This window comes from Mesorhizobium sp. M4B.F.Ca.ET.058.02.1.1 (assembly GCF_003952505.1).
Taxonomy (GTDB): domain Bacteria; phylum Pseudomonadota; class Alphaproteobacteria; order Rhizobiales; family Rhizobiaceae; genus Mesorhizobium.
The window spans coordinates 102,813-123,725 of record NZ_CP034450.1; the positions used below are offsets into that span (position 1 = coordinate 102,813).

At 63.8% G+C, this 20,913-nt stretch carries 22 protein-coding genes, 1 other RNA gene and 1 pseudogene; 13 read left to right on the forward strand and 11 right to left on the reverse strand.

Annotation, left to right across the window (positions count from 1 at the left end; translation table 11 throughout):
- Window positions 1–59 precede the first annotated feature (59 nt).
- On the reverse strand, window positions 60–995 hold the full coding sequence (locus EJ073_RS00480) for a DMT family transporter (RefSeq protein ID WP_126053939.1): 936 nt from the start codon (window positions 993–995) through the stop codon (window positions 60–62).
- Window positions 996–1,085: 90 nt separating this feature from the next.
- On the opposite strand from EJ073_RS00480, the gene EJ073_RS00485 reads away from it, so the two are divergent.
- Window positions 1,086–1,571 (forward strand): Lrp/AsnC family transcriptional regulator, encoded by a 486-nt coding sequence (locus tag EJ073_RS00485; protein ID WP_126053940.1) that lies wholly within the window; start codon window positions 1,086–1,088, stop codon window positions 1,569–1,571.
- A gap of 99 nt (window positions 1,572–1,670) precedes the next feature.
- Here the strand turns inward: EJ073_RS00485 and EJ073_RS00490 are convergent, their stop codons facing one another.
- The 3 genes from EJ073_RS00490 to EJ073_RS00500 form a co-directional block, all read right to left on the reverse strand.
- Complete coding sequence (locus tag EJ073_RS00490) at window positions 1,671–1,868, reverse strand: hypothetical protein (RefSeq protein WP_126053941.1); 198 nt, start codon at window positions 1,866–1,868, stop codon at window positions 1,671–1,673.
- A gap of 146 nt (window positions 1,869–2,014) precedes the next feature.
- Entirely contained in the window at window positions 2,015–2,500 is a 486-nt protein-coding gene (locus EJ073_RS00495; RefSeq protein ID WP_126053942.1) for a thioesterase family protein, read from the reverse strand.
- 28 nt (window positions 2,501–2,528) lie between these two features.
- Entirely contained in the window at window positions 2,529–2,939 is a 411-nt protein-coding gene (locus EJ073_RS00500; RefSeq protein WP_126053943.1) for a hypothetical protein, read from the reverse strand.
- A 495-nt stretch (window positions 2,940–3,434) separates the two neighbouring features.
- Here EJ073_RS00500 and EJ073_RS00505 point away from each other — a divergent pair, with 495 nt between their 5' ends.
- The 3 genes from EJ073_RS00505 (at window position 3,435) to EJ073_RS00515 (ending at window position 9,475) form a co-directional block, all read left to right on the forward strand.
- Complete coding sequence (locus EJ073_RS00505; protein ID WP_126053944.1) at window positions 3,435–4,853, forward strand: FAD-linked oxidase C-terminal domain-containing protein; 1,419 nt, start codon at window positions 3,435–3,437, stop codon at window positions 4,851–4,853.
- Window positions 4,854–4,855: 2 nt separating this feature from the next.
- Window positions 4,856–5,353 (forward strand): hypothetical protein, encoded by a 498-nt coding sequence (locus EJ073_RS00510; protein ID WP_126053945.1) that lies wholly within the window; start codon window positions 4,856–4,858, stop codon window positions 5,351–5,353.
- Window positions 5,354–5,467: 114 nt separating this feature from the next.
- Window positions 5,468–9,475: an AsmA-like C-terminal region-containing protein gene (locus EJ073_RS00515; protein WP_126059042.1), complete on the forward strand. Its 4,008-nt coding sequence runs from the start codon at window positions 5,468–5,470 to the stop codon at window positions 9,473–9,475.
- Here EJ073_RS00515 and EJ073_RS00520 read toward each other — a convergent pair.
- From EJ073_RS00520 to EJ073_RS00535, 4 genes are all read right to left on the reverse strand, one after another.
- On the reverse strand, window positions 9,472–9,702 hold the full coding sequence (locus tag EJ073_RS00520; protein WP_126053946.1) for a ribbon-helix-helix domain-containing protein: 231 nt from the start codon (window positions 9,700–9,702) through the stop codon (window positions 9,472–9,474). The genes EJ073_RS00515 and EJ073_RS00520 overlap by 4 nt on opposite strands.
- 9 nt (window positions 9,703–9,711) lie before the next feature.
- The gene (locus tag EJ073_RS00525) at window positions 9,712–9,909 is read right to left on the reverse strand and encodes a DUF4169 family protein (protein WP_126053947.1); all 198 of its coding nucleotides are present in this window, start codon (window positions 9,907–9,909) and stop codon (window positions 9,712–9,714) included.
- 18 nt (window positions 9,910–9,927) lie between these two features.
- Window positions 9,928–10,461, reverse strand: coding sequence for an SspB family protein (locus EJ073_RS00530; protein WP_126053948.1), 534 nt, complete (start codon window positions 10,459–10,461; stop codon window positions 9,928–9,930).
- Window positions 10,462–10,580: 119 nt separating this feature from the next.
- Window positions 10,581–11,270 carry a TetR/AcrR family transcriptional regulator gene (locus EJ073_RS00535; RefSeq protein ID WP_126053949.1) on the reverse strand — a complete coding sequence of 230 codons (690 nt, stop codon included), beginning with the start codon at window positions 11,268–11,270 and terminating at the stop codon, window positions 10,581–10,583.
- A gap of 183 nt (window positions 11,271–11,453) precedes the next feature.
- On the opposite strand from EJ073_RS00535, the gene EJ073_RS00540 reads away from it, so the two are divergent.
- A complete protein-coding gene (locus EJ073_RS00540; protein WP_126053950.1) occupies window positions 11,454–12,659 on the forward strand; it encodes a multidrug effflux MFS transporter in 1,206 nt (401 codons plus the stop codon).
- A 177-nt stretch (window positions 12,660–12,836) separates the two neighbouring features.
- On the opposite strand, the gene ssrA is transcribed toward EJ073_RS00540, so the two are convergent.
- Window positions 12,837–13,197: a transfer-messenger RNA gene (ssrA, locus tag EJ073_RS00545) on the reverse strand.
- 167 nt (window positions 13,198–13,364) lie between these two features.
- Here ssrA and EJ073_RS00550 point away from each other — a divergent pair.
- The gene (locus EJ073_RS00550) at window positions 13,365–13,676 is read left to right on the forward strand and encodes a DUF2853 family protein (protein ID WP_126053951.1); all 312 of its coding nucleotides are present in this window, start codon (window positions 13,365–13,367) and stop codon (window positions 13,674–13,676) included.
- A 143-nt stretch (window positions 13,677–13,819) separates the two neighbouring features.
- A complete protein-coding gene (locus tag EJ073_RS00555; RefSeq protein WP_126059043.1) occupies window positions 13,820–14,614 on the forward strand; it encodes a thymidylate synthase in 795 nt (264 codons plus the stop codon).
- 188 nt (window positions 14,615–14,802) lie between these two features.
- Here EJ073_RS00555 and EJ073_RS00560 read toward each other — a convergent pair.
- Window positions 14,803–15,007, reverse strand: a pseudogene (locus EJ073_RS00560) (molybdopterin-binding protein).
- 160 nt (window positions 15,008–15,167) lie between these two features.
- On the opposite strand from EJ073_RS00560, the gene modA reads away from it, so the two are divergent.
- From modA to EJ073_RS00580, 4 genes are all read left to right on the forward strand, one after another.
- A complete protein-coding gene (gene modA / locus EJ073_RS00565; protein WP_126053952.1) occupies window positions 15,168–15,962 on the forward strand; it encodes a molybdate ABC transporter substrate-binding protein in 795 nt (264 codons plus the stop codon).
- A gap of 16 nt (window positions 15,963–15,978) precedes the next feature.
- Window positions 15,979–16,683: a molybdate ABC transporter permease subunit gene (gene modB / locus EJ073_RS00570; RefSeq protein WP_126053953.1), complete on the forward strand. Its 705-nt coding sequence runs from the start codon at window positions 15,979–15,981 to the stop codon at window positions 16,681–16,683.
- Window positions 16,680–17,792: a molybdenum ABC transporter ATP-binding protein gene (gene modC / locus EJ073_RS00575; protein ID WP_126053954.1), complete on the forward strand. Its 1,113-nt coding sequence runs from the start codon at window positions 16,680–16,682 to the stop codon at window positions 17,790–17,792. The genes modB and modC overlap by 4 nt, the downstream gene beginning before the upstream one ends.
- Window positions 17,793–17,871: 79 nt before the next feature.
- Window positions 17,872–18,213 carry a winged helix-turn-helix domain-containing protein gene (locus EJ073_RS00580; RefSeq protein ID WP_126053955.1) on the forward strand — a complete coding sequence of 114 codons (342 nt, stop codon included), beginning with the start codon at window positions 17,872–17,874 and terminating at the stop codon, window positions 18,211–18,213.
- A gap of 24 nt (window positions 18,214–18,237) precedes the next feature.
- On the opposite strand, the gene cobF is transcribed toward EJ073_RS00580, so the two are convergent.
- The gene (gene cobF / locus EJ073_RS00585; protein WP_126053956.1) at window positions 18,238–19,011 is read right to left on the reverse strand and encodes a precorrin-6A synthase (deacetylating); all 774 of its coding nucleotides are present in this window, start codon (window positions 19,009–19,011) and stop codon (window positions 18,238–18,240) included.
- A 255-nt stretch (window positions 19,012–19,266) separates the two neighbouring features.
- On the opposite strand from cobF, the gene EJ073_RS00590 reads away from it, so the two are divergent.
- Both EJ073_RS00590 and EJ073_RS00595 read left to right on the forward strand, forming a co-directional pair.
- Window positions 19,267–20,295, forward strand: coding sequence for a DUF4424 domain-containing protein (locus EJ073_RS00590; RefSeq protein ID WP_126053957.1), 1,029 nt, complete (start codon window positions 19,267–19,269; stop codon window positions 20,293–20,295).
- Complete coding sequence (locus EJ073_RS00595) at window positions 20,295–20,813, forward strand: dihydrofolate reductase (protein WP_126053958.1); 519 nt, start codon at window positions 20,295–20,297, stop codon at window positions 20,811–20,813. The genes EJ073_RS00590 and EJ073_RS00595 overlap by 1 nt, the downstream gene beginning before the upstream one ends.
- The last annotated feature ends 100 nt before the right edge of the window (window positions 20,814–20,913 follow it).

Below are 20,913 nucleotides of genomic sequence, written 5' to 3' on the forward strand. Positions count from 1 at the left end.
GAGCAGGTCGCGTCCGCCGGCCGACGCCGTAGGTCGCCGCTTCACTCACCTCTGGTGGATCATTCCGGCGCCGGCTTGTGCGAGGCGACGCCGGCCACCACCAGGGCGATGCCGAGGCAATCGCCAGGGCTCGGAACCTGCCGCAGCACGATGATGCCGATCAGCGTCGCGGTGAGCGGCAAAAGCGACAGCATCAGCGCGAAGCTCGCGCGCGGCAGCCGCGCCATGGCAAGCTGGTCGCATATGTAGGGGATGACCGAGGAGCAGATGCCGACGCCGATCGCGGCGATGAGCAGCGACGGCGCCGAGAAGGCCGGCGTCGCCTGGGTGAAGCCGACGGGCAGCACGACGAGGAAAGCGATCGCCATGGCAGCGCCGAGGCCGGCAATGCCGGCGCCCGCGCCGGACGCCGCGACGCGGTGGCCGAGGACGATGTAGGCGACGAACAGGGCGCCGTTGAGGAAGGCCCAGAACAGGCCGACCGGGTCGCTCGACCATTTGACATCGATCAACAGCAAGGTGCCGGTGACGGCAATGGCGAGCGCCGCGAGGTTGCGCGGGCTACGCAGACCGACGAGCGCGACGCCGATGGTGCCGACGAACTCGATCGCCGCGACCAGCGAGATCGGCAGGCGGTCGAGCGCGAGATAGAAGGAACAGTTCATCACCGCCAGACAGGCGCCGAAGGCGACGAGCAACAGCCTCGTCGATCGGTCGGCGCGGGCGAAGACCCTCCATGGCCGGGTCAGCGGCGCGAAGACGAGGGCGGCGGTGGCGATGCGCAGCCAGGCCATGCCGAGCACGCCGACCTTAGCGAAAAGCAGCACCGCGAAGGCCGGCCCAAGATAGTGGAACACGGCGCTGACGCCGAACCACAGATGTGGCGGCAGGGCGGTCGCCAGGGTAGGGAAGGCAGGACCGGCAACCCCCAGGCCGGCCCTGTTCAGCGTGTCGAGGGCCGGGCTTGCCGCCGCGACTTGCGCTTGATCTTTCATGCGGACATTATCGCAGGCAGATCTGGCGGTTTATATGGATGACCGCTGGGTCATGCGACCGAGTTGTTCCCGAAAGAAAGGCAAATTTCCTTGAAACGCCTTCGAAACGAAAACGTGGACCTCGATGCCGCCGACCTGAAGCTCCTGCGCCTGCTAGAAATGGATGCGCGTACCAGCACGGCCGAGCTGGCGCGCGCCGTCGGCCTGTCGGCGCCGAGCGTGGCGGAGCGGATCAGAAAGCTGCAGGAGAACGGCGTGATCGAGGCCTACACGGTCAGGATCAATCCGGCCGCGCTCGGCATGAAACTGTCGGCATGGCTGCGCATCCGGCCGGTGCCGGGTCAGCTTGCCGTCGTCGCCGACATCATCCGCGACCTGCCGGAAATCGCGCAGTGCGACCGGGTGACCGGTGAGGACTGCTTCATCGCGCTGGCGCATGTCGGCTCGGTGGCAGAGCTCGAACGGGTGATCGACAGGATCATCCCTTACGCAATGACCAACACGGCGATCATCCAGTCGTCGCCGGTGGCGCCGCGCTCGCCGCTGGAGCGGTTCGGCGCCTCTCAGAATCGCTGACCCGCTCCAACTATTTTTTTGACGCAATTCCGGACGGAAAACCGCTACGCACTTTTCCTGGAATTGCTCCAGAGGCCGCGACCAGGGATCGGCAGTAGGTCAGAAATGCCCGCGCTTCAGCCGCGCCTGCTTGAGGATGGCGCGCCAGCGGATCATGTCGAAGGGGATCGGCTCGTTGTTGTTGGCGATGTGGAAGATCTCGTTGTTGACGTTCTTGAGCGAGCGCCAGAAATCATAGTCGGTGATGCGCGGATCGGCCGCCAGCCGTTCCACCTCGACCTTGATGTCGGTTTTCATGCACGTTCCTCGAACCGCCTCTGCCCGCCGCCCCGTATCGCCAACCCGATACGGTGGTTTTCAAACGCTCCGCTGAGTCGTTCAACGACTCAATCGGCTTGTTCACGTTAAAACCTTGGTAAGGTTAACGTGCGCGCTGGGGCGCTTCAAGCGCTCTTGCGTTTGATGCCGATCGAGCGGCCGGCGCGCTCCGGCATCGGCAGCGCGGCGTGGGCAGCGCGCATCTCCTCGACCCTGGCAAGAACGTCGGCGGGGAAGGGCGCCACTTTCGGCCCGGACATGTCGACATGCAGCGAAAGCGTCTCGGAGGTGGCGGCCAGCCAGCCGTCGACATGGCGGATCTCCTGATAGGCTCTTAGGCGCTTTTCGTCATGATCGATGAGCTGGAAGGAGACCTGGACCTTGTGCTCCAGATGCAGCTCCTGCACGTAGCAGACATGGACTTCCGCCGTGTAGATTGTGAGGCGGCGCTCCTTGGCGTAGTTCGGCCCCATGCCCATCATCTCGAAGGCGTCGTCCGAGCAACGGTCGAACAGCACGTTGTAATAGGCCATGTTGAGATGGCCGTTATAGTCGATCCAGTCCTTCTCGATATCCATGGGGCGGGAAATAAAAGGGGCGGCGATTGGCATGGGAACGTCCTTGGTTGCGGAAGGGTCGTTACGACGGAGGGAGCAGTCTGGACGAATCGATGAATAGAAATGCTGCCAGTGCGAAACCGAAAGATCCGAAGATCTTCAGCAAAGCCGCCGCGAAAATTGTCAAATCGTCGCTTCGTGCATAGCAACTGGCCTGAAGGATGCACCACCATTTCGCACTGGGGCGGTCAAATTCGAAAAAGCCTGCGTAGCTAGCCAATGCCACGTAAAATCCAAAGGCTGAACCGAACAACAAAAAAGCCGTCGAATGACCCCTTACTTGGCTCGATTGATAGATTTTGATCCGTTCGACTTTCGGCATCCGAACAAAGTAGATGGCGTAAGCAACGAAGCTGGTCATTCCCGCGAGCATGAATCCCGAAACAATTGATTGGACCTTGAATAGCGCTTCAGCGGAAAGTGGGGGAGTCATCGCGGTCGCATATTTCGCGACAACCGGAACCCAGATTGCCGTCCTTTGCGAAAATGTTAGTCCAAGCTCTCCAACCAGGCCGATCCCGGGGTTGCATAGGTGATAGCCATTGCAAAAATTCCTGCGATGAGAAGGCTTACTCCTGCGATTGCACTCACATAGGGAAAGTTGCGGCGTACATATGGTCCGACAACCGCCTGGGGTCGGGGTGTCGCGTCCGGGCGACTGTTATTGTCACGCTGACAAATGCCAGAAGCACCAGCATGCCGGTCCAGGCCATTCGACTATGCAGGGATGCAGACTTCACAGCCCAGGCCGGCAACAGGGCGACTAACCATATTATCCACCCTGTTACTGTTGCTGGTTTCATATCAGACCCCCGCCGGTATGATTGCTCTGGATTCCTTTGGTTCAGTCGATAGTCAATGGACACTGGCGCAGCAAGTGGCATAGAGCCGGCCGGGCATGTAGGCTAGTCCATTCGCGGAGTGAATCATGGCTTTGAGCGACCTCAATCCCGTCGAGCGCAACGAGGAGGGCATTGCCGCGGTTCTCGGCATCCTCAAGCAGACGCTCGGCGAGCGCTTCCAGACCGGCCAGGCCATCCGCTCCCAACATGCGCACACCACCACCTACATCCCGACGCAGGCGCCGGATGGCGTCGCCTTTGTGGAGAGCACGGCCGAGGTGCAGGAGATCGTGCGCGCCTGCGCGGCGCATCGGGTGCCGGTGATCGCCTTCGGCGTCGGCTCCTCCCTCGAAGGCCACACCAACGCGCCGGGCGGCGGCATTTCGATCGACACCTCGCGCATGAACCGGATCCTCGCGGTCAATCCCGAGGATCTCGACTGCACCGTCGAGCCAGGCGTGACGCGCGAGGACCTCAACCGGCATCTGCGCGACACCGGGCTGTTCTTCCCGATCGACCCCGGCGCCAATGCCTCGCTCGGCGGCATGGCGGCGACGCGGGCGTCCGGCACCAACGCTGTGCGCTACGGCACGATGCGCGAGAACGTTTTGTCGCTGACGGCGGTGATGGCCGATGGCGAGGCGGTAACGACTGGGAAGCGGGCGAAGAAGAGCTCGGCCGGCTACGACCTGACGCGGCTGCTGATCGGCTCTGAGGGCACGCTGGGCGTCATCACGGCGCTGACGCTCAGGCTGCAGGGCATTCCGCAGGCGATCTCCGGCGGCGTCTGCCCGTTTCCAAGCCTCGAGGCGGCCTGCAAGACGGTGATCGCGACGATCCAGATGGGCATTCCGGTGGCGCGCATCGAACTGGTCAATGCGCTGCAGATGCGGGCGATGAAGAACTATTCCAAGCTCGATTATCCCGAAAGCCCGTGCCTGTTCGTCGAGTTCCACGGCAGCGATGCCGGCGTTGCCGAGCAGGCCGAAACCTTCGGCATGATCGCGGACGAAAATGGCGGCGGACCGTTCCTGTGGACCAGTGTCGCCGAGGAGCGGGCGAAATTATGGAAGGCGAGGCACGACGCCTACTGGGCGTCGCTGACGCTGCGGCCCGGCGCCAAGGGGCTGTCGACCGATGTCTGCGTGCCGATCTCGCGGCTTGCCGAATGCGTGACCGAGACCGAGGCCGACATTGCCGAGATGGGGCTTGTCGCGCCGATCGTCGGTCATGCCGGGGACGGCAATTTTCATACCTTGGTGCTGATGGATGTGAACGATCCGAAGGAGATCGCGCGGTGTGAGGAATTTGTCGCGCGGCTCAACATGCGCGCCATCGCCATGGACGGCACCTGCACCGGCGAGCACGGCATCGGCCAGGGCAAGGTCGGCTTCCTGCGTCACGAGCTCGGCCATGGCGTCGAGGTCATGCGCACGATCAAGCAGGCGCTCGATCCGCTGAATATCATGAACCCGGGCAAGATCCTGCCCCGTGTTGGTCACTAGTCATGTCGGCGGCCGAGGCCCTGCTGCCGATCGAGGTGCCACCATCATCGGCCGGCGCGCCATTGCCGCATGTCTTTGCAAATGAAGAGCGGCTGTTGATCGCGTATCTCGCCGACGTTCCGGATCCTTCGTTCGATGGCACGAACGCGCGCTCGGTTTCGCCCGCGACAGGCGACCAATCCGTCGCAATCCTGACGGTGGAACCATACCTGGCGCTTCAATTCGGTCCGCCGAACGATGAAGCCATCAGCGGGCATCGGCTCTATGGTCTCGGCCTGCAACCATATTCTGCGTTCGAAGTCTTCAACTCGTCCTGGATCGCTTCCCTGGAAAAGGCCAATCGGGTTCATCCATCCCATATGCCTGAGCTGTTTTCGGACTATCGGCATTTCATCCTGACGTTCCACGACTCGACCATCGAGTTCGTTGCGAAGAAATTCCTGATCAGCCTTTGCACGGGTGCGGTCTTGTCCGCCCTGATGGAAGCGGCGCGGCATTGACGCGGCGGACTGTCCCCACAGCTCCCTGCTTGCCGAGGACGCAGCCGAATTGCCTCTTTATCGACACGCTGATGCGGGTACAGTGCAGCTGACTTTCAACGATCGCTGGTGCTGATGCTCGCACGCCTGTTCGTGATCTTCGGTGGCCTGTTCGTGCTGGTGCTGTGCGCGGCGCTGGTGGTGCCGTATTTTATCGACTGGGCAGGCTACCGCGCCGATTTCGAGCGCGAGGCGAGCGCCATCCTCGGCCGCAAGGTCACCGTCGAGGGTGACGCCACGGCAAGGCTGCTGCCGTTTCCCTCGGTGACCTTCTCCAATGTTTCGGTCGCCGGCGGTCCCGACGGCCAGCCGGCGATGACGGTCGAGACCTTCTCGATGGATGCGGAGCTGGCACCCTTCCTGCGTGGCGAGGTGCTGATCTTCGACATGCGGCTGGTGCGGCCGAAGGCGACGATCGACATCGCCGCCGACGGCACGGTCGACTGGGCGATGCGGCCGACCTCGCCCTTCGATCTCAACCAGATCGCGATCGAGAAGCTGACGGTGACGGAAGGCGAGGTCGCCTTGCGCCATGCCGCCGGCGGGCGCAGCCACCTGATTTCCGAGATCAATTCGACCATCTCGGCGAAGTCGCTCGCCGGGCCATGGCGGATGGATGGAACGCTCAAGCTCGACGGGCTGCGCACCAATGTCACTGCCTCGACCGGCAGAGCCGAAGGCAATGGCCAGATGCGGCTGCGGCTGAAGGCCGATCCGGACGCCTATCCGCTGGTCATCGAGACCGACGGCAATGCCGGCCTCGTCAAGGGCGCCGTCGCCTATTCCGGCCAGTTCAAGATCTCCGGCAACGACAGGAATTCGGCCGAGCTGCGCGGCACCGGCGGCGAGACGGTGAAGGTCTCGGCCGGCAAGCCAGATCCAGGCTTCCGGCTCAACGGCAAGTTCTCGCTCGATCACCAGAAGCTCGCCTTCGACGAGTTCCGCTTCGAGACCGGACCGCTCGACAATCCGTATACCGCCGACGGCAAAGCCTCCGTCAATCTCGGACCGAACCCGCGCTTTTCGATCGAGGCCAATGGCGCGCAGGTGCAGTTCGATGAAGCCGTCGGCGCCGCCGCAGTCACCGGCGTAACGCTCGACCAGCGCGTCAATGCGCTGGAGCAGGCGCTTCTGCATATGCCGAAGCCGACCATCCCAGGGACCGTCGAGGTGAGACTGCCGGCCGTGGTCGCCGGTGACACGACGGTGCGCGACGTCCACCTCTCGGCCGAGCCGGCCGAAGGCGGCTGGTCGGTGAAGTCGCTTGCCGCGACCTTGCCCGGCCGAGCCACTCTCGAAGCCAACGGCATGCTCAGCGTCGAGGACCATTTCGGCTTCAGCGGCTCGCTGCTGCTCGCCGTGGCGCAGCCGTCGGGCTTCGCCGCCTGGTTGTCCAGGGATGTCGACGAGGCGATCCGCCGGCTGCCGGCCGCCGGTTTCAAGGCCAAGGTCGATCTCAGCGAAAAGCGGCAGGCCTTCAGCGATCTCGAACTGATCCTCGGCAAGGCGAAGTTTTCCGGCCGCATCGATTCCAGCCAGCCGGACGACGCCAGGCCTTCGGTGCTGATGCGGCTGGAGGGCGGCGAGCTCGACGTCGACGGGCTGGCGGCTTTCGCCTCGATCTTCGTCAGCGACAAGGGCGCCAACCGGTTTTCCGACCGCGACCTCGACTTCCAGATCAAGGCCGGGCCGGTCAGCGCCGGCGGGCTGACGGCCGACATGGTCGACACGGCGCTGAGGCTGCGTAAGGGATTGCTCGAGATCGACCGGCTGTCGGTCGGTGGCCTGGCCGGCACCTCGATCAGCGCCACAGGGCGGATCAAGGATTTCCCAGAGAGCCCGACCGGCAAGCTCGATGCCTCTGTGGTCGCCGTCGATCTCAAGCCGCTGGTCGACGTGGCCGCCCAGCACTATCCCGACAATGAGCTGCTGAAAGGACTGGCGGCCCGGGTGGCCGCCTATCCGCAACTGCTCCAGGATGCCCGTATCGATCTGGTGACGAGCGCCGCCGATAATGGCGACGGCACGATCGGCCTGGCGATGAGCGCGCAAGGCAAGGCGGGCGGCTCGGCCTTTTCGGCATCGCTGTCGGGCAAGGGCAAGGCCGATCAGCTGGCCGAAGCGCCGCTGGCGCTGACCTTCAACGCCAGGAGCCCGGATGCCGCCGCGTTGCTGGCGCTCTACGGCCTGCCGGCATTGCCGCTCGGCATGTTGGGTGAGGCGACCACCGATATCTCCGCCAAGGGCTCGCTCAGCGGCGGGCTGGCGACGGACTTCAGCTTGGCGGCCGACGACTTCAAGGCCGAGTTCCAGGGAACGGTTGCCGATACGCCGCAACAGGGCGTGTCGGCCAAGGGTAAGGTCAGTCTCGAAGGTTCCGACATCGAGCCCTGGCTGATGACGACCGGCGTCGGCCTGCCGGGCATGGGGACGGGAACCTCGGCCTCGCTGGCTGCAGATGCCGATTTCGGCAGCGGTCTGCTGGTGCTGAGCGGGCTGAACGGCGCCATCAACGAGGCGGCCGTTTCCGGCGACGTCAATGTCGACGTGAAGGATGGAATGCCGCACCTTGCCGGCGCGCTGGCGCTCGACGAGCTCGATCTCGATCCGACGGCGGTGGCGCTGTTCGGCGATCAGTCCTTCCTGGCCGGCAAGGGCGGCTGGCCGACGGCACCGTTCAGCCAGAAGTCCAGCCTGCCCTTCACCGCCGACCTTGATCTGACCACGGGGGCGCTCGCCGCCGGGCCGTTCGCCACCGCCCATGACGCGTCGCTGTCGTTGAAGCTCGACCAGGAGGGCATCCGCGTCTCGGACCTCAAGGCCAGGCTCTTCGGCGGCGCGCTGACCGGCCTGTTCGAGCTGAAGAACAATGACGGCACCGGGCTTTTCTCCGGCCAGATGAAGCTCGCCGGTGCCGATCTTTCGGCCCTGTTGCCAAATGCCGGCCTGAGCGGCAGTGGCGATGTCTCGACGGCGCTGTCGACCAGCGGCAAGTCCGTCGATGCGATGGCAGCCGCTCTGTCCGGTTCCGGTACGGCGACGCTGAGGGGGCTCACCATCGCCGGCGTCAACCCGGACGCCTTTCCCGCCTTCGTCGAGAAGGCCGATTCGATCGGGCGCGATATCGACGCGGCCAAGACCGCAGGCTTCGCGCCGGAGATCGCAGCCAATGGCAATTTTGCCGCCAAAGACACCGAGATTGCCTTCACGGTGGCCGGCGGCACGCTGCGTGCGCCGCCGATCAGCCTCGACAATCCGGCGGCGACGCTGTCCGCCGACGTCACGGCGAATCTCAACGCCAGCACCGTCTCGGCAAAGGGCGCCATCACCTACCGGCCAGGCGACGAGGCGCTGGTCGGCTCCGAGCCGGCGGTGAATTTCAGTGTCGAGGGGCCGCTCGGCGCCGCCGACCGCCTGTTCGATAGCGAGCCGCTGGCGCAGTTCCTGACGCAGCGCGCGCTGGAGAAGGAGCAGCAGCGGGTCGAGGCGATGCAGGCCGCGCTCTTGGAGAAGCAGCGGCTGCGCCGCGAGGTGCGCTATTACGCGGCACTGCAAACCGAACGCGACCGGGCGGCCGAGGAACTGCGCCGGCAACAGGAGGAGGCGCGGCTGCAAGCCGAGGCTGAGGCCAAGGCAAAGGCTGAAGCGGAGGCGCAAGCCAGGGCCGAAGCCGAGGCAAAGGCGCAGGCGGAGGCCGAAGCGAAAGCCAAGGCCGAGGCGGATGCGAAGGCGCAAGCCGAGGCCGACGCGAAAGCCAAGGCCGAGGCCGAGGAAAAGGCGCAAGCCGAGGCGGGCGCCAAAGCCAAGGCCGATGCCGAAGCGAAAGCCAGGGTGGAACAGCAGGCGGCTGACGCGGCGGCCAAGGCGCAAGCCGAGGAAGAACGCCGAAAGGCCGAAGAGGCACTGCGCATCGCCTCGGAAGAAAGGGCCAAGCGGGACGCCCAACGCAAGGCCGCCCAGCAAGCACCAAAGGTCGATGGCTCCCTTCCTGGCGTCAATGACGGTTCGGCTCCACCGCCACCGAAGCCCAAGTCCAATCCGTTCACGATCGACAACCTGCTGAAGTCGCTGGATGGCGGCTAGGACGAACCGCTCTTCCCGCGTTTGGCCCAATCCAGAACGCAAAGCCTGAGCGCGGAGGAGAGGTTGGCGTCGCGCGGACGGGTTTCGTCGATCTCGGCGACGAGAGCGGCAAGCGTCAGCTTTCGCGCCGCGGCGATGGCGACGAGATCGTCGTAGAAGGCCTTTTCGAGCGAATAGCTGGTGCGATGGCCGCGGATGGTCACGGAACGCTTTTCGACCGGGCTCACGTAAGGCGCTCAGCTCTCGTTTGAATCACCAGGCTTTTCGCGGCGATGGTCGGCGATGAAGTGCTCGGCCTTGTCGGCGGCCATGCGGTCACGGTCCCGATCGGCTTTGGAGCGGCCATGCAGGGCACGGTTCTCGCCGGCCTGCCGCTCCTTCTCGGTCCGCGCCTTCTGCTTGCGGACCTGGCGGAGATTGACGACGTCGCCCATGCCGCACCGTCCGGGGAATTATTTCTTGCGGAAGGCGTCGAGAGACACCACGTCGGCGCTTTTGCCGGCGTCTGCCGCGGCGGGCTTCTTGTCGGCCTCGGCGGCGGCTTTCTTCTTCGTCTCCGGTTTCTTCTCGGTGACGACGGCCAGCGGCTCGGGCGTGGGCTGCGCCGGTTCGTCCTCGGCCGCCCCATCAGTCCTGACATCGAACTCGAGCTCGAAATTGACCGAGGGATCGTAGAAGCCGCGCACGGCGGAGAAGGGGATTTCGAGCTTCTCCGGCACATCGGAAAAGGAGAGGCCGACCTCGAAGCCGGTGTCGGACACTTTCAGGTCCCAGTACTGGAACTGGATGACGATGGTCATCTGCTCCGGATAGCGCTCGCGCAGCCGCGAGGACACGCGAACGCCCGGCGCGCCGGTGAGGAATGTGATGAAGAAATGATGGTTGCCTGGAAGGCCGGTGCGCGCGACTTCGGCCAGGACCTTGCGCATAACGCCGCGCAACGCCTCCTGGGCCAGAATGTCGTAGCGGATGTGGTCGTCGGCCATGTAGCGGGTCGGGTTCCGTTGAATCGTCCGCATAGCTGTAATGAAGCTTGAGCGCGGCGTAAACCGCATATAGATCGCAGCCCTCTCGAAGCGAGGGCCATTGCCGGTGTTTTGATGGCTCAGGCGCCGACGAGCACGCTCTTCTTGGCCGCATGCGCCGTGGCCTTCTGCCTGCCGAAGGCGCGAAGGAAGGTGCGCACGCCATTGCTGGCGGATTGCAACACTTCGCTTTCCTTTGGCGCGCCGCCAAGCATGAAGGTTATCTGCAATTCCGCGTTGACGAGAGCCAGGAACTGGCGCGCAGCCACGTCGGGGTCCTCGATCGAGAGATAGCCGGCATACGCAAGACGGGCGAAGCGGGCGGCAAGCGCCGACCAGGTGCGGCCCGGGCCTTGCTCGCGCCATTCGGCGAACAGTTCGGGATAGCGCTCGCCCTCGGCCTGGATCAGCTTGCGCAAGAACCTGCCGTCGCGGTTGCAGATGCAGTTGCGGTTCATGCGCACGGCGAAGCCAACAAGATCGGCCGCGATGTCGGTGGGCTGGTCGGGAAAGGTGGCGATGGTGGCGAAGATGCCGGCGTTGCAGCGCTCGGTCAGGTCGCGCACCACGGCGATGAAGAGCTTTTCCTTGTCGCCATGATGGTTGTAGACGGTCTGGCGCGACACGCCGGCCTCGGCGGCGATCAGATCGATGTTGGCGCCGGCAAACCCTTCGCGGCAGAAGACCGAAGCAGCGGCCTCGACGACCGAAATGCGCTTTGCCTCGTGGCTGCGTGGCGGGAAATTGTCAGGAGAAACGCAGGGCTTCATAAAAAACTATATAGCGGCGATTGACGATTTGGACAAGAGTGTCTAATTTTGTGGACATAACACAAGGCATTCGCTCCGGAGAGACAATAGGTCCCCTCTGAGGTGTCGGAATGTCGCGGGATGGAACGTCCTGGGTTAGACGCCGCTTTCGCGGCGGCAGCCAGATCCGAAAGAAGCCTAATCATGAGTCCCAAATTCCTCCGCATCGCGGTCGTGCTCGGCCTGTTGTCCGCCATCGGCCCGTTCGCCATCGACATGTATCTTCCGGCCCTGCCGTCGATCGGCGAGGACCTGCATGCCGGCACCTCTGCGGTGCAGATGAGCCTGCTGATCTTCTTCCTGTCGATGGGCTTCGGCCAGATTCTGGTCGGGCCGATCTCGGACATGGTCGGCCGCAAGCTGCCGCTTTATGGCGGCCTCGCATTGTTCATGGTCGGCGGCATCGGCTCGGCGATGGCGCCGACCATCGAATGGCTGATCGCCTTCCGGTTCCTGCAGGGCCTCGGCGCCAGCGCCGGCATGGCCATTCCGCGCGCCATCGTGCGCGACCTGCACACCGGCAATGAGGCGGCCAAGCTGATGTCGTTGCTGATGCTGGTGTTTTCGGTATCGCCGATCCTGGCGCCGCTGACCGGCAGCCAGATCATCGAGAGCTTCGGCTGGCGCGCCGTGTTCTGGACGGTGACGGGCGCGGCGGTGCTTGCCACCATCTTGCTTGCGACTTCGCTCAAGGAAACGCGGCCGGTCGAGGAACGTGCCGGCTCATCCTTCGGCGCGGCGTTGTCGGGCTACCGCTTCCTGATGGGCGACCGCAACTTCCTCGGGCTGGTCTCGATTGCCGGCTTCGGCATCGCGAGCTTCTTCGTCTACCTGTCGAGTTCGTCCTTCATCCTGATCGATCACTACGGCCTGTCCCCGTCGGTCTATAGTGTGTTCTTCTCGATCAACGCGGTTGCCTTCATCGGCATGTCGCAACTGACGGGAATGCTGGCGGATCGCTTTGGCTTGAAGCGCGTCGTCTGGGTGGCGGTGACTGGCTATGCGACGACGATGGTGGCGCTGTTCGCGATCATGGCCTCGGGCGTCGACCGGCTCGACGTGATGGCGGCGCTGCTCTTCGTCGGCTACGGCTTCCTCGGCCTGGTCATCCCGACGACCTCGGTGCTGGCCATGGAAGAGCATGGCGAGATCGCCGGCACGGCCTCGGCGCTGATGGGCACGCTGCATTTCGCCATCGGTGCGCTGGCCATGGGTGTCGCCGGACTGTTCTTCGACGGCACCCCGCTGCCGATGGTGGCCGGCATTACGCTCTGTGCGGTGATTTCTTTCACCCTCGCCAAGCTGACGCTCGGCCGCGCGCGGGAGACGGTGGAAGCGCCGGCCGAGTAAGCAACGCTCAATATCGTAACAGAAAGGCCGGGCTCGCCCGGCCTTTTTCATGTTTTGCATAAACCCGCCGCATCGGGAACGAAACGCAATCGCGCCTCCATTGGACGCGCGGGAACAGGTCGTGGCCCCGCGCCTGGGCCAAAAACTTGCGGTTGCAAAAAGTGGGAGGAGGGGAGAAGTGGAGGTTTCTGTTGCCAGGTACCTCCGAACCCCGCCTAGAAGTGCGAACCTCTAGGGCTTGATTTGAAGCGTTCGCACTGCATTACGCAGCGAGACGAGCTTCCGCATAGTTGTCGTTGGCAACTATAAGTTTAGCCCGATGACGGTGGTACAATGCCGGGCAAAAGTACGATCTTTACACCTTCGTCGATCCTATTTCGCCCCCAGCAAAAGCCGCTCTTTTCGAAAGAGCGGTTTTTGGTGGAGGCGCCGGGTACCGCCCCCGGGTCCGAACGGCTTATTGCATCGCCTGTTTATCGCCATAGTCGGTCAAGCCGACGAAACGAATATAGGGGCCGATCATGGAAATTGAAAGGCCGAATGGGACTTTGTCCCTATCTCAAAATGGATCGTCGAGGGTTGACTTGCCGGCGCGCTCAACCGAAGCTTTGCACCGGTGAGGAGTTGCTACCCAGCGCACAGATTGCGTAGCGCGCCACAAGCCTCATCGACCGGATCCGTGGCGCCGAGGAGGGGATTTTTCCGATGGCCGACTATCTTGCGGATGTGAAGAAGTACGACGCTGGCGCCAGCGCCGACGCGGTCGAGAAGATCGTGAAGCACCTGGGCATCGCGCTCAGAAACCGCGATTCCTCGCTGGTGTCCTGCACGGACCCGAAGGAACTGGAACGCGTGCGGGAGAACTGGGCCGCCAAGAAGCTCGGCGTCGCCGACGCCAACAAGGCCGATGGCGCGATCGAGAAGGCCTGCAAGGCGATGGCCTCCGACAACACCAAAAGCCGGGTGACTTTCTACTATCTGGTGGCGAAGGATCTCAGCAAGCTCGGCTCCCTCTGAAGCATGACGACAGGGCGGCAGCCGGCGCGACCTGGTGCCGGCGCCGTCAACATCGGCGCGTCCACATCTGCGGCGGGCTTTGTGGTATTCGATCGACGGCCGGTCGGTTATGATTGCTTGACACCCGAATCGAGGCCAAGCCGATGCGCCAGTATCTCGACCTGTTGAAGCATGTGCTGGAGAACGGCGTCGACCGCGGCGACCGCACCGGCACCGGCACCCGTGGGGTGTTCGGCTACCAGATGCGTTTCGACCTCTCACGCGGCTTCCCGGTCACGACAACCAAGAAGCTGCATCTGAAGTCGATCATCCACGAGCTGCTCTGGTTCCTGGCCGGTGACACCAACATCAAATACCTCAAGGACAATGGCGTCTCCATCTGGGACGAATGGGCGGACGAGAACGGCGACCTCGGTCCGGTCTATGGCAAGCAATGGCGCTCGTGGCCGGACGGCCGTGGTGGCGAGATCGACCAGATCGCGGGTCTTTTGAAGGAGATACGCCGGAACCCCAACTCGCGGCGACTGATCGTCTCGGCGTGGAACCCCGCCGAGGTGGAGGCGATGGCGTTGCCGCCCTGCCACTGCCTGTTCCAGTTCTATGTCTCGGAAGGCCGCCTCTCCTGCCAGCTCTACCAGCGCTCCGGCGACATTTTCCTCGGCGTGCCGTTCAATATCGCTTCCTACGCGCTGCTGACGCTGATGGTGGCGCAGGTGACGGGGCTTAAGCCCGGCGATTTCGTCCATACGCTTGGCGATGCGCATCTCTACTCGAACCATTTCGAGCAGGCGCGCGAGCAACTGCGGCGCACGCCGAAGCCGCTGCCGACGATGTGGATCAATCCGGAGGTGAAGGACCTTTTTGCCTTCCGGTTCGAGGATTTCCGGCTCGAGAACTACTTCGCCGATGCCACCATCAAGGCGCCGATCGCCGTTTGAGGTGTGCTGATATTCAGGTGATGCCGGCTTGCGAACGGCGGTTTCCTGCGCTTCCGGTGCTCACGCACTTTAAGTACGCTCCGCTCCGGTTCTCGGAAATAGCCGTTCTCGGCTCGGCCTGACCTGAATCTCAAAGCACCTTCGGCCCAATGTCAGAATTTGGAGTCTGACCCGTCCGACAATCGCCGTCAGTCGATGCCGACCATGACATCCGAGGCCTTGATCACGGCATAGGCCGGCTTGCCCTTCCAGCTTGAGGTCGGCAACCGCCTCGTTGGTGATCGAGGCGGTGACGACGGCACCGCCGGTGTCAATGCGGACATGCGAGGTGGTGGTTCCCTTGACGATCTCGACGATCGTGCCCTTGAGGATATTGCGGGCGCTGATCTTCATGACGGGCTCGTTCGCTGTGTCTGCCAAAATCCATCGTAGGCCGAGAAAACCCTGTCGCATAACGACAGGGGCCGCGAAAGGTCTTTCCTTGTTATATTCGTGCAGATATATCGGTCGGCAGGCATTGGGCTGATCGGATTTCAAACCCGGGGAGAATTTCATGACGCACAAAGGTTTTGGACTGGGAGCGATCGCCATTGGCGTTTTCGCGGCATCGCTGGCGATCTCGGCGCCGGCTGCCCGTGCCGAGGACAAGCTGATCGTGTTTGCGGCGGCCAGCCTCAAGGACGCGCTCGACGGCGTCAACAAGGCCTGCGAGGCCGATGTCGGCGAGGCGGCGACCATCTCCTACGCGGCAAGCTCAGCGCTTGCCAAGCAGATCGAGGGCGGCGCGCCGGCCGACATTTTCATCTCGGCCGACCTCGACTGGATGAAGTATCTGTCCGACAGGAAGCTGACCAAACCCGACACCGAGGTGAAGCTGCTCGGCAACCAGATCGTGCTGGTGGCGCCGACGGATTCCAAGGTTGAGGCCAAGATCGAAAAGGGCTTCGACCTTGCCAGGCTTATCGGCGATGGCAGGCTTGCCATGGGCGACGTCAAGGCTGTGCCGGCCGGCAAATACGGCAAGGCGGCGCTGGAATCGCTCGGCGTCTGGTCTTCAGTGGAAGGCAAGGTCGCGCAGGCCGAGAATGTGCGCGCGGCGCTGAAGCTGGTGTCGACCGGCGAGGCGGGGCTCGGCATCGTCTATGCCACCGATGCGCATGCCGAAAAAGGCGTCAAGGTGGTCGGCACCTTCCCGGAGGGCTCGCATCCGCCGATCATCTACCCGGTTGCCCAGACGGCAGATTCGAAGGACAAGGATGCGCCGGCATTCCTGAAGTGCCTCGAATCCGCGAAGGCGGCAGAGCTCTTCAAGGCGCAGGGCTTCACCATCCTGGCGCCTTCCAACTAAGGCAGCGTCCCGACGCATGAACTGGCTGCTGGACCTCACTCCCGACGAATGGAATGCGGTCCGGCTGTCGATCAAGGTGGCGACGGTGGCGATGCTTTTCAGCCTGCCGCCGGGCATCGCGATCGCGCTCGTGCTCGCCCGTGGCCGGTTCTGGGGCAAGACGCTGCTCAACGGGCTGGTGCATCTGCCGCTGATCCTGCCGCCGGTGGTGACCGGCTACCTGCTGCTGCTGACCTTTGGCAAGCGCGGGCCCGCCGGCGCGTTCCTGGCCGAGCATTTCGGCATCGTCTTTTCCTTCCGCTGGACGGGTGCAGCACTTGCCTGCGGCGTGATGGGCTTTCCGCTGATGGTGCGGGCGATCCGGCTGTCGATCGAGGCGGTCGACCGCAAGATGGAGGCGGCGGCCGGCTCGCTCGGCGCCAATCCACTCTGGGTGTTTGCCACCATCACCTTGCCATTGATCCTGCCCGGCCTGATCGCCGGCTCGATCCTGTCCTTCGCCAAGGCTATGGGCGAGTTCGGCGCCACAATCACCTTCGTCTCCAATATCCCCAACGAGACGCAGACGCTGCCGTCGGCGATCTATACCTTCACGCAGGTGCCGGGCGGCGATGACGGCGCGCTCAGGCTGACGCTGATCTCGATCGTCATCTCGATGGCCGCACTGGTGGCGTCTGAGATGCTGGCCTGGCGCGTCGGCCGGCGGATGGATATCGAATGACGCTGCTCGTCGAAATCGGCCACCGCCTCGGCGATTTCGCGATCGACGCCAGTTTCGAAAGCGCTGGCCGCCTGACGGCTCTGTTCGGTCCTTCGGGCTCCGGCAAGTCGACGCTGATCAATTTGATCGCCGGGCTGATCCGACCGGAGAGGGGGCGGATCGCTGTCGATGGGCGCGTGCTGGTCGACACCGACACCGGCGCCTTCGTGCCGATGCACAAGCGGCGCATCGGCATCGTGTTCCAGGACGCGCGGCTCTTTCCGCATTTGAGTGTCGCAGGCAATCTGCGCTATGGCCGATGGTTCACGCCGGCGTCCGAGCGCTATGCCGACATCGATGGCGTGGTCGATCTGCTGGGCATCGGGCATCTGCTCGACCGGCGGCCGGCTAAGCTCTCCGGCGGCGAGAAACAGCGCGTGGCCATCGGCCGGGCGCTGCTCGCCAGCCCGAAACTGCTGCTGATGGATGAACCGATGGCCTCGCTCGACGAGGCGCGCAAGGCGGAGATCCTGCCCTATGTCGAGCGGCTGCGCGACGAGACGAATATCCCTATCGTCTATGTCAGCCATTCCGTCGCCGAAGTGGCGCGGCTGGCGAGCGACGTGGTGGTGCTGGCGCACGGCAAGGTCGCGGCCGCCGGTCCGACCGGAGCGATCATGCAGCGGCTCGACCTTTTGCCGGCGGAAGAGCGCGGCGAGGGCGGCGCGGTGCTGGACACCAAGGTGCTGCGCCATGACGAGAGCTTCGGGATGACCGTGCTCGACTCGCCGGCGGGCGAAATCCGCGTGCCGCGCCTGGCGCGGCCGTCTGGTGCGCCGGTGCGGCTGCGCATCCGCGCCCGCGACGTCATGATCGCGACCGAGCAGCCGGCGGGTCTCAGCGCGCTCAACATACTGGCGGGGACAATCACGGCGGTGAGGCCGGGTGTCGGACCGACGGTGGAGATCGCCATCGAATGCAATGGCGTGACGGTTCTGGCGCGCATCACCGAACAGTCGAAGCACACGCTTCGGCTCGCGCTCGGCCGCAAGGTCTTTGCGGTGATCAAGACGGTGAGCTTCGACAGCGCGACGACGGGGCCAGGGCTGCCATCCGAAGCCGATGGGTGACGAAAGGACAATGTCGCTATGTTGGTTTGGAATAGCGATAGAGCCGTCGAGGGTGCTAGTCTGATCGCGGAGGACAAAGATGCCGTCGCTGAGCTTGCGGATAAACCTCGATCCCGACGGGCGTATCGGGCCGGGCAAGATCGAGCTTCTGGAGCAGATCGCTGCCTTCGGCTCGATATCCGCCGCGGCGCGCGGCATGGAGATGTCCTACAAGCACGCCTGGGACCTGGTCGAGGACATGAACCGGGTGTTCGGCAAGCCGCTGGTATCGGCGCAGACCGGCGGCAAAAAGGGCGGCGGCGCCCAACTGACCGCGGTCGGCCTGGCGGTCGTCAGCCGCTTCCGGGCCATAGAGCGGGCGGCGACATCCGCGGCGGCGCAGCACATGGAGGCCTTGCAGGCGGAAATCGATGCCGGTTGAGTGCCGCCCCGTTCCGAGTGGTCCCTATTCCTCGGGCTCGCCGGGTTTGCGCAGCAGATAGGTGTCCATGATCCAGCCCTTCCTTTGCCGGGCTTCCTCGCGCACTCTTTCGATCTCCGCGCCGACATCGCCAAGGCGGCCGGAGATGGCGATCTCGTCCGACGTGCCGAGATAGGCGCCCCAGTGGATGACGAGATTCTCGTCGGCCAGCGTGTTGAAGGCGCATTTTCCGTCGAGCATGACGACCGTGCTGCCGGCATTCTCGGGCATGCCCTCCTCAGTCAGGCGGCGGCCGGTGGTGATCAGCACGGGGTCGCCGATACGATTCAGTGCCATCTTGTGGCTGGCGGCCAGCGCCTGGACGGCGGTGATGCCGGGAATGACCTCGAGCGCGAAATCGACGTTGCCACGCCGACGCACCCGCTCGAGGATGCGCAGCGCGCTGTCGTAGAGCGAGGGGTCGCCCCAGATCAGGAACGCGCCGCAGCCGTCTTCCGCAAGCTCGTCGCGGATCAGGCCTTCATAAATTTCGGCGATCGCCTCGTGCCAGTCGTCGACCGTGGCGCGGTAGGAAGGGGAGGGTTCGGCCCGCACCGGCACGTCGAATTCCACCCGACGCGATTTCGGGTTGGTGACGAAGCGGTCGCAGATTTGCCGGCGCAATTCGGCGAGATCGGTCTTTTTCGCGCCCTTGTCGGGAATAAACAGGACGTCCGCCCGGTTGAGGCCGCTGATGGCCTGGACCGTCATATGTTCGGGATTGCCGGCGCCGATGCCGATGACCAGAAGCTTGCGCATGGGCGCTCTCCTGCCCGATCGGGGCGCCGGTGTCCAGACAGCATGGGGCAAGCGGCAACACGAGCGTTGAAGGGGCTTTGAAACGCCACATTGAAACGGCTAGAGCAGTTCATCGTTTGGTGGAAACGCTGAACTGCTCTAGCTATTTGTCTTACGCAATTCCGGACGGAAAACCGCTACACACTTTTCCTGGAATTGCTCTAGATGTGGACGCGCATCCGGTTGGGGCCGGCCCTGCCGTCGAGAGGGGGACCCATGTTCCGCACCATCCTGACCGCAGCGCTGGCTTTGTCGGCCGCGCCGGCGTTCGCCAACGATTCGATTGCCGAGCTTGGAACCGGCGGGCTGATCCTGTCGCGCAGCGATGCCGTCGCCATGGAGAGCGAGGACCTCTTCATCTCGCAAGAAAAAGTGACGGTCGACTATGTCTTCCGCAACAACACCGACAAGGATGTCGACGCCATCGTTGCCTTCCCGATGCCCGACATCGAAGGCGACCCGAACGAGATGCCGGCGATCCCCGAGGCGCAGAGCGACAATTTCCTCGGCTTCGAGGTGACTATCGACGGCGTCGATGCAAAGCCGCAACTGGAGCAGAGAGCCTTTGCGGCGGGTATCGACATCAGCGCCGATCTCAAGGCGCAGAGCGTGCCGCTCTATCCGTTCGGCGACGCGGCCAAGGCGGCGCTGGCGAACCTTCCCAAGGAGGTCGCCGAGGATTGGGAGAACCGTGGCATCATCATCGAGGATACGGCCGACGACGGCTCGGGGATGAAGACCGTCTACGCCCCGTTCTGGCAATTGCGTTCGACCTACTGGTGGCGCTCGACCTTCCCAGCCAACAAGGCCGTGCATGTCTCGCACCGCTACAGGCCGAGCGTCGGCGGAACCTCGTCGGTCAGCTTTTTCTATGATGGCCAGTTCCAGGGGCAGTATGCGACCTATAAGACCCGCTATTGCATGGACGACGGCTTCGAGAACGCCGTGCGCAAGGCGGCCAAGGACAATCCCGACGGCTACCCGCAATATTTCGAAAGCAGGATCGCCTATATCCTGACCACGGGCGGCAACTGGGCCTCGGGCAGTATCGGCGATTTCAAGCTGACCGTCGACAAAGGCAGCCCGAAGAACCTGGTCTCCTTCTGCGGCGACAATGTACGGAAGGTCGGACCGACGACATTCGAGATGACAGCGAAGGACTTCTATCCTGAGCACGACATCGACATATTGCTGCTCGAGCCGTCGGACGACACGAGTGGCGGCGACAGCGGGAACGGTGGCTAATGGATATCGCAATCTACGTCGCCATCGCCGACAACGGCGTGATTGGGCGCGATGGCGGCCTGCCGTGGCGGCTTTCCACCGATCTCAAGCGGTTCAAGGCCGACACAATGGGCAAGCCGATCATCATGGGTCGCAAGACCTATGAGGGCATTGGCCGGCCGCTGCCGGGCCGGCTCAACATCGTGGTGACGCGCGACAAGGCCTGGCGGGCCGAAGGAATCGAAATCGCGCATTCGCTCAAGGAGGCCATCGCGCTTGCCAATGTGCGCGGGCGCTGCATGGCCGGCGCCGACGAGATCTGCGTTGTCGGGGGCGGCGAAATCTATGCCCAGGCATTGCCGCTGGCCGACCGACTGCATGTTACCCATGTGCTCGCAAGTGTCGAGGGCGATGCGCATTTTCCGCCGATCGACACGGACCAGTGGCGCGTCGCCAGCGCCGAGGACTTTCCGGCCGGCGAAAAGGACAGCCACGCGACCCGCTATACGGTCTACGAGCGCCGTGGCGGCGCAAACTGAAGACGACTGCGTCGCTTCTTGAAGACGATAAAGGGTCGCTACCGGTCCAAAACGGATGGCTGGCCGGCAGATCGCGTTGAAAGCGTGCCGTGGCGACCCT